This window comes from Sediminibacterium sp. GW821-FHT12F12 (genome assembly GCF_058806635.1).
Window position 1 is genome coordinate 264,001 of sequence record NZ_JBXAPW010000001.1, and the last position, 13,214, is coordinate 277,214.

At 44.4% G+C, this 13,214-nt stretch carries 8 protein-coding genes; 7 read left to right on the top strand and 1 reads right to left on the bottom strand.

Annotated features, from left to right (window positions below):
* The first annotated feature begins 7 nt into the window (after positions 1-7).
* Entirely contained in the window at positions 8-388 is a 381-nt protein-coding gene (locus AC1RNB_RS01090; protein ID WP_493079959.1) for a hypothetical protein, read from the top strand.
* 110 nt (positions 389-498) lie between these two features.
* Positions 499-906, top strand: a complete 408-nt coding sequence (locus AC1RNB_RS01095) for a hypothetical protein (protein ID WP_493079961.1) — start codon at positions 499-501, stop codon at positions 904-906.
* A 66-nt stretch (positions 907-972) separates the two neighbouring features.
* On the opposite strand, the gene AC1RNB_RS01100 is transcribed toward AC1RNB_RS01095, so the two are convergent.
* Positions 973-1,764: a DUF4350 domain-containing protein gene (locus AC1RNB_RS01100; protein ID WP_493079962.1), complete on the bottom strand. Its 792-nt coding sequence runs from the start codon at positions 1,762-1,764 to the stop codon at positions 973-975.
* A 203-nt stretch (positions 1,765-1,967) separates the two neighbouring features.
* On the opposite strand from AC1RNB_RS01100, the gene AC1RNB_RS01105 reads away from it, so the two are divergent.
* The 5 genes from AC1RNB_RS01105 (at position 1,968) to AC1RNB_RS01125 (ending at position 13,183) form a co-directional block, all read left to right on the top strand.
* Positions 1,968-4,955, top strand: a complete 2,988-nt coding sequence (locus tag AC1RNB_RS01105) for a SusC/RagA family TonB-linked outer membrane protein (protein ID WP_493079964.1) — start codon at positions 1,968-1,970, stop codon at positions 4,953-4,955.
* Positions 4,956-4,976: 21 nt separating this feature from the next.
* Positions 4,977-6,845 carry a RagB/SusD family nutrient uptake outer membrane protein gene (locus AC1RNB_RS01110; protein ID WP_493079966.1) on the top strand — a complete coding sequence of 623 codons (1,869 nt, stop codon included), beginning with the start codon at positions 4,977-4,979 and terminating at the stop codon, positions 6,843-6,845.
* Between the two features lie 194 nt (positions 6,846-7,039).
* On the top strand, positions 7,040-9,427 hold the full coding sequence (locus AC1RNB_RS01115) for a GH92 family glycosyl hydrolase (RefSeq protein WP_493079967.1): 2,388 nt from the start codon (positions 7,040-7,042) through the stop codon (positions 9,425-9,427).
* Between the two features lie 21 nt (positions 9,428-9,448).
* Positions 9,449-10,480 carry a LacI family DNA-binding transcriptional regulator gene (locus tag AC1RNB_RS01120; protein WP_493079969.1) on the top strand — a complete coding sequence of 344 codons (1,032 nt, stop codon included), beginning with the start codon at positions 9,449-9,451 and terminating at the stop codon, positions 10,478-10,480.
* A 45-nt stretch (positions 10,481-10,525) separates the two neighbouring features.
* The gene (locus AC1RNB_RS01125; protein ID WP_493079970.1) at positions 10,526-13,183 is read left to right on the top strand and encodes a DUF4962 domain-containing protein; all 2,658 of its coding nucleotides are present in this window, start codon (positions 10,526-10,528) and stop codon (positions 13,181-13,183) included.
* The last annotated feature ends 31 nt before the right edge of the window (positions 13,184-13,214 follow it).

A 13,214-nucleotide genomic window follows, 5' to 3' on the forward strand; every position in this document is an offset into this window, starting at 1 on the left:
CGGTAATATGGCCATCAATAAGAATCACGAATTTGAAGAGCTGGATGGTGTAAAATGCGCCATCGTAGAGAAGAATGTTTCTCATAACAGGGTCGATTTTCTGAAGCCCCTGCTCGAAACCAATGGATATACCGTAGTGGTGGTAGCCAGTCCGCCACCCAAAGCCGCCCCGGCTGCACCTGTAGCAGAAGGCACCGAAGCACCTCCTCCGCCACCTCCCGCACCTGAAACATTTACCATTGGGGTTACCGATGTGATGTTCAATGCCACCAATGCCATATTTGGCCGTTTACTGAAAACCAGTAATGGCAGAATTGTAACACTGGCTTACTGGAAACAGAAAGAACGGTTTCCACACGACCAGATCCCTTATTACGAGAACCTGTAAGATGGCTTCACAGGCGTTTGTTGCTGCCTGATAGGTACTAAAATAAAGATGCGGCAGCTATTGCATTTGGCTGGGAACTGTTGTAACTTTTAGCAACCAAAATTTATCCCATGAAACAGTATCATATTGTTTCCCGGATCGCTATCTATCTGTTAGCAGCAGTGATGATTGCCTACGGCTTCATTCACTTATTCAAACCACATGATCTTGTTGTATATATCCCCGATTATGTTCCGGGTGGTGTATTATGGGTACATGTGGTAGGTGTTGCTTTTATCCTGGGTGGGCTCTCTTTTATACTGAACCGGTGGGTAAAAATGGCAGGTTACCTGCTGGCAATACTGCTCTTTGTATTTGTGATTGTCATTCACCTGCCCAATTATCTGAATGCCGGTAACGCCGAAACCAGAGCCATGGCACTGATCAATATGCTGAATGATACAGCTATTGCAGGTTTTGCCTTGCACCTGGCAGCCGGGGCACACCACCAGAAACTGCACCTGGAAGACAGTGATTAGAAGGGGGCAGAACCGCATCAACCTGCCCTGATGGGTAGTTAGTATGTATTTGTTGTAACCCGTCTGTTAACGACGGGCTGGAATCTGTTGCAGCAACCAGTTGCTGAATTCGCCGGCGGCTATTGCATTCTGGAAATCGGTGTTGAGCCTGTCGTTTACGATATACTCATTATAGATCCATGGATCTGTAACAGCGAATACGGTTCCTTTGCCATACCGGGCAGTAGCCATGATCACATCCCCTTTGTCTTCCAGTACCGCCCTTGCATTGGGCTGCAGGGCAATGGTACAGATCCCTTTCAGGTACAGTTGTTTGCCTTTTTGAAAAATGGGGTGTTGGGCGGGCACCATGATTTTTCCTACACTAATATCTTTCTGTACCGAATTACGCACTTTGTCTGTAAAATGGATACCGAACAGATCTGCCAGCAGGTTAAACTGATGCAGTTCGGCGTTGGCAGAATCATTCACCATCATTACGAGAACGCCTCCCTTTTTTACCCATGCTGCGATATTTGCTGCATGGGCGGCCGTCATCAGGTTGGGTGCCGGACTTTCTTTATCCGTATCCGGATCGGTGATAATATAGATATCTGTTCCCTTCAGACTGGCTGCGGTGGGAGCTACCGGCAGACTTTTTACGACGGCATTTTTTGATCTGAAACTATCTGCCCAGATCGAATAACCATTGATGCTTTTATCTTCCCATGTATAGTGAAAACGCTCCACTACACCCTGGGCGTTCTTTTTGTATTCATTATTGAAGAAATAATCCAAGGTTACGGTAGCGGGCTGCGCCAGCAGGCTGCCAGAGAGAAACAGGAGACTATATAACAGCAGGGCGAAGTATTTTTTCATGCTCTTTTTGAATAAATATACACGCTTAAGGGCTTCTTTACCGCGCAGAAGCCCCTATTCTCCGAAATCGTTTTCGTACTTATTTTGAGCTGGTTTAAACGTTTTACTAAAAGGATTTAATAAGTTTAGTTCACCATTACTCCGATCGTGCACTGTATGACGTTGTAATGGAACCAACAATTGCTAAACATAAAATTGCTATTATGAGAAAAGTCCTCCTCCTCTCTATGCTGCTGTTATCCATAGCCAGCATGGCCTGGGCCCAAAACCGCCAGCTAACCGGGCGCGTTGTTAACAACGAAAACGGAACGGTTCTGTCGGGTGCCAGTGTTACTGTAAAAGGTACTTCCCGCGGCACGGTTACAGATGCAGATGGTAAATTTACCATCAGTATTCCCTCGAACGGGACTACGGTCCTTGTGATTGCTTCGGTTGGTTTTGCCAGCCAGGAAGTGTATGTAGAAAAACAGACTACTTTAACGGTAAGCCTGGTTTCAGAAACCAAATCGCTGGAAGACATCGTAGTAGTTGGTTACGGTGAAAGAAGAAAGCGCGACCTCACTGGTGCATTGGTTTCGGTGCAATCCAAAGATATTGTTCGTGCCAACCCGGTACAGGCGGCCAAAGCTATACAAGGTCAGGTAGCAGGCGCTACGGTAACCAAATCGAGTAACAGACCCGGTGCCGGTTACAGTATTACTATCAGAGGAGAAAATACGATCAATAACTCAACACAACCCCTGATCGTGATCGATGGTTTGATGGGCGGTGATCTCAATAACCTGAACCCGAACGATATTCAGACAATGGATGTGCTGAAAGATGCTTCTTCCACCTCTATATATGGTGCCCGTGGTGCCAATGGTGTGGTAATCGTTACCACCAAAAAAGGGATATCTGGCAAACCCAAAGTAACCTATGATGGATATGTGGGTACCAAATACCTGGCACATGTTCCCAGGTTGAGAACAACTCCTGAATTTTATAAGTTAGCTTTTACAGACAGGGTTGCAGCGGGTTTATCGGGAACGGTATTCACTACAGCAGAGCAGCAGAAGATTGATGCGGGGCAAACCACTGATTGGGTAGATCTTGCCACCGATCCCGGATTACAAACCAGCCATAATATCAGCGTTTCGGGTGGTAGTGAAAAAACCACTTACCGTTTTTCGGGTGGTTTCCTGAATGAGAAAGGTAATGTGTTATATACCGGATTCAAACGGTATAACCTGAATGCCGGACTTGACAGTAAAGTGGGTGAACATGTAAAAGTAGGGTTCACTTCTTATCTTACCTACAGCGACCAGAACTGGGGTTCTCAGGAATCACTGCGTGGTGCTTTCCGTGCAAGACCTACCGGTACTGTTTACTATAAAGACCTGACCAATCCATCTCAGAATGGTGACATTGATGTAAATGGTCTGGCCATCTGGATGGGAATCAATGACAAACAGGTGCCTAATCCTTTGAGTGATATTGATCCTACTACTTCTAAACTGCAGACCACCACTTTGTCTGCCATTACCAATGCTTATATGGAAGTGGCTATTGCCAAGGGACTTACTTTCCGTTCATCCCTTTCTGCTTCTTATAATACACAGCAGATCGGCGACTGGCGAGGAACCTGGTCCAAATCTCAGATTGGTACCAAACCTCGTACCCAGTTGGATAACAGGAAAACAGCCAATTATACCATTGATAATATTGTGAATTATAAAAAAGAATTCGGCAAACACAGACTGGAAATTACCGGTTTACAGAGTGCTTTTTACCAGCGTGATGAACTTTCTACCATTGCTGTAAAAGACCTGCCTTATGTATCCTATTGGTATGCCTTAAATACCGGAACCATTACGGCACAGGGTAGCTCACTGGTAGAACGTTCTTTGTCATCTTATATGGGAAGAATCAACTACACTTTTAATGAGAAATATCTTTTAACAGTAACAGGTCGTTCGGATGGAGCTTCTCAGCTGGCCGAAGGTAATAAATGGGCTTTCTTCCCTTCAGTAGCATTGGCCTGGAGATTGGGAGATGAGAATTTTATGCTGAAACAGAATGTTTTCTCTAATGTAAAACTGCGGATGAGTTATGGAGAAGTAGGTAACTCAACAGTTAATCCTTACAGTACACAGGCCAGTTTGCTGAATACGGGTTATGACTTTGATGGTGCCGCTGCTATGGGTTTTGCGCCGCTGAACCTGGCCAATAAAGACCTGAAATGGGAGAGAAGTAAGGAGTTGAACCTGGGTCTTGATTTCAGTGTGTTGAAGAACCGTGTTACCGCTTCCGTAGAATTGTACAGCAGAAAAACGGTGGATCTGATCCTGAACCAGAAGATCCCGAATGTAACCGGTTTTAACCAGGTTACGGCCAACGTAGGTAAGATCCAGAACAAGGGTATTGAACTTACCCTGAATACTGTGAACATTGCGAAAGAGAATTTCAGATGGAACAGTTCTTTTGCGTTTACACTTAACAGAAACAAATTACTGGAACTATATGGCGATGGACAGCTGGTGGATAAAGGAAATAAATTGTTTGTAGGTTACCCCATCAGAGCCAATTTTGATTACCAGTTTGCCGGTATCTGGCAACTGGCCGATTCGAATGCTGCCAAAGTGTATAAGCAGTTACCGGGTTCTGTTCGGGTTGTAGACCAGAATAACGATAACCAGATCTCTTCCTCAAATAATATTGATGACAGGGTTTATCTGGGAACACAAATGCCCAACTGGATTCTGGGTGTAACCAACCGCTTCAATTACAAGAATTTTGATCTTTCTTTCTTCCTGTATTACAGAAACGGCGTTCAGTATAGTAACTCAACTTTGTCCGGAACTTTCGGAGAGCTGGGCACACGTTACAATTCATTGGCATCTTTGAATTACTGGACAAAAGACAATCCATCCAACACTTATTTTTCACCCTATGTAGCCAATCCTTACAGATCGGCCATCAATTACCAGGATGCCAGTTTCCTGCGTGTATCTGATATAACATTGGGTTATACATTGCCCAAAAGAACTTTAGATAGACTGAAAATCAGTAGTGCCCGTTTTTATGGACAGGTTACCAATCCTTTTATTTTCACCAAGTACACAGGATTTGATCCGGAATTCAATTCTGCGATCTATCAGGATGATGTACCATCTGTATTGTTAACGTTCGGCTTTAATGTCAGTTTCTAAACTTCATCAAAACTTATCATTATGAAATCAATATTTAATATACGGAATGCAGTCATCACCTTCGCTTTTGCGGGTGTTTTGGGTACCGGCTGCAAAAAGGATTTTCTGAATGAGAATCCGGTATCTACACTTACAACGGATGTGTATTATAAAACAGCCACCGGTTTTGATGACCTGGTGAAATCCTGTTACCCTTTATTGCGGAATATTCACCAGGCAAGATCGCTGGTACTGAATGGTACCGACCTTTTTTACCCGGGTGGTTATAACGATCCCAAGTTTGCCACATCGCCTGCCAATGCCGGTTCGCTGAACCAGTACGATGTGGGACTGAATGGCTCTCTCGCTGATCTCGGTACGCTCTGGACCTTTCTTTATGCAGAGATCGGCCGTACCAACACAGCCATTACCAGGGCGCCAGGTGTTAGCGGTATGACGGATGCCTTAAAAGCTACCAGGGTTTCTGAAGCCAAGTTCCTGCGTGCCTTATCTTATTTCTACCTGGTACAGCAGTGGGGAGATGTTCCGATGCCGTTAACAGAAACACAAGGTGCGAGTAAAGAAGCCAAGAGAGTTCCTTCTGCTGATATCTACAAACAGATCATCAATGATCTGCTGGAGGCCGAGGCCAGTCTGCCTGCCGTTGCTTCTGATTATGGAAGAGTTACTAAAGGTGCAGCACAGTTCTTATTATCTAAGGTTTACCTGACCCGGGGATGGAACTTTAAGAATGCATTAGGCGGTACACCGGCAGATTTTAATTCAGCCCTGCAATATGCTGATAAAGTAATCGCTGCGTATCCACTGGCTGCGAAATACAAAGACCTGTTTCCTGTTCGTTCCGAAAATCCGTTAACACAGTATACCGGTGCGCAGAATGATAAAAATGCTGAGATTATTTTTTCTATTCAGTGGAACTCTGATGTACTCACCAATAAAACCGATCCTGCTTTTACACAGGATGCGGCAGGTGGTAATAACCTGCATTCAGTATTTGGCGGTGGTGGCGAAGGTTTCCCCGGCACCAAAGGAAGAACCAGTGATTATAACCGTTCACAACCTATTTATCCGTTGGGTGCAGCTATCTACCGTATGTATGATCCGCAGATAGATTCACGGTATGATCATAATTTTCTGGATGTGGGTTATGCCTTGTTACCTGTAACCGGATTTTTGCCTATCAAAAATAATACAACCGTAAAAGTAGATTTCAAAGCTGGCGATACAGTTGTTTATTATCGTCCATGGAACAGACCTGCTACTACTTCCGCTGAAAGAGGTGTTGATGTAGGAGGTACGCGTAAATACTCTGTTATCAATTGCGATGAATGGGGTGGTGGATATGCGATTGTGGGAGGTGTATCGGTTACCAATCTGCCCGCCGGCGAACCCAACATGTGGAAGTTCTGGCAGCCGGGCATTCCTTACGGTGATGCTTACGGAACTTTTAACGAATCTGTTTTCCGTGCTGCAGAAGCTTACCTGATTGCAGCCGAAGCCATTGTAAAAGGGGCTACCGGTGGTAAATTAGGTGGTGCAGAAGTGTACTATAACAAAGTACTTGACCGGGCACTGACCACAGCCGGTGCTGATCCTAAATGTGCACAGGCGCCGGAAGATATCAAATCGCAGGCTGCCGTTTCTTACCGTGCTACTGCTGCCAATATTTCTGTTGACCTGATTTTGGATGAAAGAGCCAGGGAACTGCTGGGTGAATACGACAGGTGGTTTGATCTGAAGAGAACAGGTAAACTGATTGAGCGGGTATTAAGGTTTAACCCTTGGGCCAAGAAGAGCAACAGCATCAAAGACATACATTATTTAAGACCGATTCCACAAAGTGAGATAGACTTGTCGTATCCTGCTATGTCACAGAATCCTGGTTATTAATGGTTATTGGTAAAAGGATCTGTTCAGTGGGTTATGTCTCCTATTGCTGAACAGGTCCTTTTTCTTTACCTGTGAAACTGATGTATAGTATGGTTATATGCACCGGATAGTGATCTTGGTTGTAGCGTATTTTGTGTAACCGATTTAAATAGTTTAGTAATCTTTTCAATCATTTTCCAGAAAAGTATCCTCCTATGAGATGCAGTAAAATTGTCTTATTGGTTTCGCTGTTCCTTTTACGGGGTACAGTCTCTTCTGCACAAGGCGTTAGCAAACCCAAGCCTCGTTTTGTAGACCTGGTAGAACCGATGGTAGATGCCGCCCATTCCAGATTTTTTTATTTCAGTTCGGCTTCGCGCCCGTTCGGAATGGTAAACCTGAGTCCGGATATGGTACTCAAGGGCACCTGGAATACCGGTTACCGCTACAACGAGGATACCATCAAGGTATTCAGCCATATTCATTGCTGGGAGCTTTCCGGGATTCCGGTATTGCCTACTACAGGCGCGTTCAAAGGACAGCTAGGCCCCGACAATTACGGCTCCAGTTATTCGCACCAGCAGGAGATCGCCAGACCGGGTTATCATAAAGTAGTACTGAAAGATTATGGGGTTACAGCAGAACTCAGTTCAACCACCCGCGTAGGGTTTCATAAATACACGTATCCAAAATCGGCGGACAGTCATATCCTTTTCGATTTCACCACCATGCTCGGTTCTTCCGAAACACAGAGTGCCCGTGTGAAAAAAGTAAGTAATCAATCGATAGAGGGAGAAGTCACGATGGCAGCAACCATTCGCCGACCCAAACCCATTACCGTTTATTTTGTTACCGATTTTGATAAACCCTTCGAGTCGTTCAACGGCTGGCAGGATGGCAAACTGACGGGTGTGCAGGAACAGGTATCTGGTTCGCATAACGGTGTCTATGTAAGTTTTGCCACCGCAGCCAATGAAATAAGACAGATGAAAGTAGCCATCTCTTACGTAAGTATTGAAGAGGCCAGAAAGAATATGCAGGCTGAATTACCACATTGGGATTTTAACCGCATCGTAAAAGAATCATCCAACGAGTGGAACGAGTGGCTTAGCAGAATACAGGTAGAAGGAGGTACCCTTACCGAGCAAAGACGTTTTTATACTGATCTCTGGCATGCACTGCAGGGACGGAGAATTGTGAGTGATGTCAGCGGCACCTACATCGACAACACAGGGGCACAACCCCGTAAGCGCCAGATTCCGTTGGGCGCAAACGGCAAGCCGAAATTTAATGAATACAATTCCGATTCTTTTTGGGGTGCACAATGGTCGCTGAACACTTTGTGGCACCTGGTGTATCCCGAAGTGACTGAATCGTTCATCAACTCGCTTTTATTAATGTATGATGATGGTGGGCTGATACCCCGCGGTCCATCCGGCGGCAATTATACGTATGTGATGACGGGTGCTGCAACAACACCGTTTATTGTAAGTGCTTACCTGAAGGGCATCAGGGGATTTGATATTGCCAAAGCTTACGAGGGTATGCGCAAGGATCATTTCCCGGGTGGCATGATGAGTAAGGTAGGATATGAACACACTACTTTTAAAGGTGGGGGGATTGAAGAATATATGGAGCTGGGATATGTGCCTTATCCGCTCAGCAAGATCAAATACGGATTCCATATGGATGGCGCTACCCAGACACTGGAATATGCTTACCAGGATTATGCACTGGCACAGATGGCCAAAGTGCTGGGCAAAAAAGAAGACTATGAAGTATTCAGCAAACGGGCGTTGAACTACCAGAATGTATTTAACAAAGATACAGGATGGATGTGGACACGTAATCGCGAGGGAAAATGGAACCAACCCATCGATATCCTGCAGTATGAACATGGGTTTGAAGAAGGAAATGCAGCCCAATACACCTGGTGGGTGCCGCATGATGTAAAAGGATTGATAAACATGATGGGTGGTGCAGAAGTTTTTGCCAATAAACTGAACCGCTCTTTTCTCGAAGCCAGAACCCACAGTTTTGTTTCGGGTAAATCAGAGAATCCGACCGACCAGGAATTACTGCGCAGAGTGTATATCAATTACGGTAACCAGCCCTGTATGCAAACGCCTTTCCTGTTCAACTATGCGGGAAAACCCTGGTTAACACAATACTGGACCCGCCAATTGATTGATTCGGTATACAGTGGCATCTCTCCGCAGAAAGGATATAGTGGCGATGAAGACCAGGGCCTGATGGGATCACTGGCGGTCTTACTTAAGATCGGACTTTTCTCTACTAATGGCGGTACTTCCGAAAAACCTTTTTATGAGATCAGTAGCCCTGTTTTCAATAAGATCACCATTAAACTGCATCCCAAATATTATCCAGGAAAAGAATTTGTGATAGTAGCCAGAAACAACGCGCCGGGCAATGTATACATCCGGAAAGCGAGCCTCAATGGAATATCCTGGAACCAACCCTGGTTTCTGCATGATACGCTGGTGAAAGGAGGAAAACTTGTGCTCGACATGGATGCAAGTCCTAACGAGTTATGGGGCAGTGATCTGAGCAAAGCACCACCTTCCATGTCGGGTTCTAAATAAAAGAAATTGAAAACAATTCCTATGAAGAAAATTTCAATGAAAGATATAGCCCAGGAACTCAATACTTCCATCACAACGGTTTCTTTTGTGATCAACGGAAAAAGTGCCGAAATGGGTATCAGTCCGGCTACGGAAAAAAAAGTGCGTGACCTTATCAAGAAAAGAGGCTTTAATCCCAATAGTGCTGCCAGAATGTTACGCACCGGCAAGTCCAAAACCATTGGACTCATTGTAGAAGATATCGGGAACTATTTTTTCGGAAATATTGCCAAGATCATTGAAGTAGAAGCCAATAAAAACGGTTACAGTGTCTTTTTCAGCAGCACCGAAAATAATGATGATACAGCGCGTCAGCTGATCAATAAAATGCGTAACAGTTCTGTAGATGGATATATTATTACGGCTACACAGGGCATACGCGAAGAGATACTTAAGCTGAAAAAGGAAAATGTTCCCTTTGTACTCATAGACAGGTTAATTCCTGATGTGGAAACCAATTATGTAATACTCGATAATTATTCAGGTAGTTATAATCTTACCCGTCATCTTATCGATAATGGGTATCAAAAGATCGGTTTCATTTCCATCTTCAGCGAAATGTCGATGATGGCAGAAAGAGAAAAAGGATTTCAGCAGGCTATGACTGATGCGAAACTTACCGTTCCGGCCAAATCAATCCTAAAAGTAAATTTTTCTGACAGCGAAGAAAAGATTATCAAAACCATTACCCGATATGTAAAAGCCAATCCCCAGCTGGATGCTTTGTTTTTTGCCACCAACTATCTCGGTGTGATGGGAATTGATGCTTTACAGAAATGCAAGCTGACCATTCCCACAGATATTGCGGTAGTTAGTTTTGATGATAATGACCTGTTCCGGCTGTTGTCTCCTTCCATCACGGTGGCGGCACAGCCTATTAAGGAAATCGCAATCCAGTCCATCGAACTGTTGTTAAAAGTGATTAAAAAAGAACAGAAACAATCTATGACAGTGGGAGAGATTATTAAACCTGAGATCATTATCAGGGAGTCTTCTCCCAAAATCAAAAAATAGTAGCCGCTTGGTATCAATGAATTATTCTGCCTATCCTGACAACTCATGCAAAAAAGAAAATTACTTTACCAGCTAAACCCCGGTGTAAACGGTTCCGGAGATTTTCAGAAGCAAGTAGATAAGATCACTTGTAGCCATGATGCTTTTCTGTCAGGGAATAGTAAAAACGTACAAACCCGGAACACCAGATCTATTCACCGGTATGCGTATGGTCTGGCAGTAGCAGGTTTATTCTTTCTTGTTGGCTTTAACAACAACTCATCTGCGCAGCAGGCTGTCTATAATATGTTTCTCGAAGAACCGATACCTGCCAATGGAACTGAGGTGTTTTTTAATGCACCAGTGTTACGCTGGCCTTTTCAGAAAGGGAAACGGGCTACCTATGATGTTCAACTTTCGCCCAGCAGTACTTTTGAAAAAAACGCCACACTTACTGCTGAAAAACTAAGTGGAGCCATGTACAATCCGCATCAGGCATTGGCTACAGGAAATTGGTATTGGCGTTATAAGGTTTCAGGTAAAGACTGGTCAACAGTGTATCATTTCAGGGTTACAGATAAAGCTGTATCCATGATATCTCCTACGGCCGGAAAATTTTTAGCATCAGTTCCCAATGAACATCCGCGGATTCTGGCCAATGGCAAAGCGGATAAACTAACAGCGTTTATAAATACACCAGACGCCAGAACAATTCTTTCAGAAGCAGACCGGGCTCTTAACAGGGGAATCTATACAGAAGCAGATGCGCAACCTGCGGTAAAAGGCTTTAATGCCGGGCAGGATAAAAAAATTCTGTCTGATGCTATTGTAGCGCTTGGCAACCATGTATATAAAATGGTGCTGCCCTTATGCCAGGCCTACCTGCTCACAGGTAAAATTGTATACAGGGATAAAGCCATTGTTATGGGTATGGAAGTGGCTAAATGGGATCCGGAAGGCGTTTCCGGCTCGCGTGATTTTACAGACGGGATGTGTATGTACAATATGGCACTCGTTTTTGATACCTTTTATGATGATCTTTCCCCAATCCAGCGGCAGACTCTGCAAAAAGCTATCGCACTACGACTATCAAAATTTTATAACAGCTGGGTAAATAACATTGAATCAAAAGTTTTGAGCGGGCATGTATGGCAGCTCATACTGAATGAATTTTTTAAATCAAGCCTGGCTTTATACGGTCATGAAGCAGCGGCAGGGACCTGGCTTTCCTATGGCTACGAATTGTTCCTTGGCCGATCGCCCGTTTTGGGAGGCGCAGACGGTGGCTGGGGCGAAGGGGCTTCTTATTTCCAGATGAATATGGAAACATTGGTAGAGATACCTGCATTCATTAAACAATATACCGGGTTTGATTTCATGAAAGCACATCCCTGGTATCAACAGCAGGCTGATTGGTTGATCTATCATTTCCCTCCTTTGTCTTCTGCAGACGGTTATGGCGATAATACCGAAGATCTGTTTGAGCCGCCGGCTTCTTATGCCTCTTTTGCAACAGTGATGGCCAAACTGATGCAGAACGGAAAATATGCCTGGTATGCAGGTCAGTTAATCAAGCATCAACAACCTGATCTTACCAAAGAATTGGTTTTAAGATGGTTCAGGATGAAGTATACCAGTCATCTCAGCATGCCTGCCGCCGCCAACCCCCAATATTTTCCGATGGGATATATATCGAGAGAAACGGGTGTTGCGGCACTGCACACAAATCCTGCGAATACGAAGAATGATGTGATGGTAACGATGCGAAGCAGTCCGTTCGGTGCCTACGGTCATATCCTCGCTGATCAGAATACATTCAACATTCTTGCCGGTGGTAAACGCTTATTCTACCGAACAGGGTATAAAGTAGCCATGGATGACCCGCATAGACTGAAGTGGAGCAAACATACCAGGAGTATGAATGGCATGCTGATTAACGGTGAAGGCCAGCCATACAGCGTAGAATCGAACGGTTATTTCAGCAGGTTTCTGCAGGGTGGAGAACTGGCTTATATGAAAGGGAATGCAGCCAATGCCTACCAAAGTAAGGAAACCAAAGAAGATTATGGTGTATCAAAATTTGACCGTCATACAGTGCTGCTGAAGCCTGGTGTCATTGTAATCTATGATGAGCTGAAGGCAGAAAACGAGGTAAGCTGGTCATGGCTGATCCATAGTTTAAAAAACATGAAGCTGGATACAGTGCATAACAGCTTTACCGCTACGGTGGAGGATTGGAAAGGTGTTGGCAGGTTATGGAGTTCAGCACCTTTTTCTTGGAATATTACGGACACTTTTGCTGTGCCGGCAGTGGTATACAGGAATTATACAGGAATGATGACCAAAAAATATGAAAAAACACAATGGCATCTAAAAGCAACCAACAGGCAGAGGAACAAACAACTGCGTTTTCTTGCCATTATTCAGGTAGATAAGAACGGAGCAGTTATTGGTTTCAAAGAAGCTACTACCGAAAACGGAATAACGAAAATAACCGTAGGTGATTGGGAAATTGAAGCGGCACTATCCAGCGATCTTGCACCCCATCTGCAAATTCAGTCTATGGTGCGTAAAGTGACTTTTACTGCCTATGGCGAAGAACTCGGTTTTATGGGAAATACATACAAAGGCAAAACTGCCAATAGCTCAAAACTGATAGAACTGGTAAACGGTAAAATAACATTCACAGAAACAGGTGATCAATTGCTGCCACCGATCCGGTAAACCGGATTACTGATTATGATAAGGAAGATAA

Excerpts from the sequence above, each read along its gene's own strand:
- AC1RNB_RS01115 (WP_493079967.1), top strand. The coding sequence starts at position 7,040 with ATGAGATGCAGTAAAATTGTCTTATTGGTTTCGCTGTTCCTTTTACGG.
- AC1RNB_RS01100 (WP_493079962.1), bottom strand. The coding sequence starts at position 1,764 with ATGAAAAAATACTTCGCCCTGCTGTTATATAGTCTCCTGTTTCTCTCT.
- AC1RNB_RS01125 (WP_493079970.1), top strand. The coding sequence starts at position 10,526 with ATGCAAAAAAGAAAATTACTTTACCAGCTAAACCCCGGTGTAAACGGT.
- AC1RNB_RS01110 (WP_493079966.1), top strand. The coding sequence starts at position 4,977 with ATGAAATCAATATTTAATATACGGAATGCAGTCATCACCTTCGCTTTT.
- AC1RNB_RS01095 (WP_493079961.1), top strand. The coding sequence starts at position 499 with ATGAAACAGTATCATATTGTTTCCCGGATCGCTATCTATCTGTTAGCA.
- AC1RNB_RS01120 (WP_493079969.1), top strand. The coding sequence starts at position 9,449 with ATGAAGAAAATTTCAATGAAAGATATAGCCCAGGAACTCAATACTTCC.
- AC1RNB_RS01105 (WP_493079964.1), top strand. The coding sequence starts at position 1,968 with ATGAGAAAAGTCCTCCTCCTCTCTATGCTGCTGTTATCCATAGCCAGC.
- AC1RNB_RS01090 (WP_493079959.1), top strand. The coding sequence starts at position 8 with ATGGCCATCAATAAGAATCACGAATTTGAAGAGCTGGATGGTGTAAAA.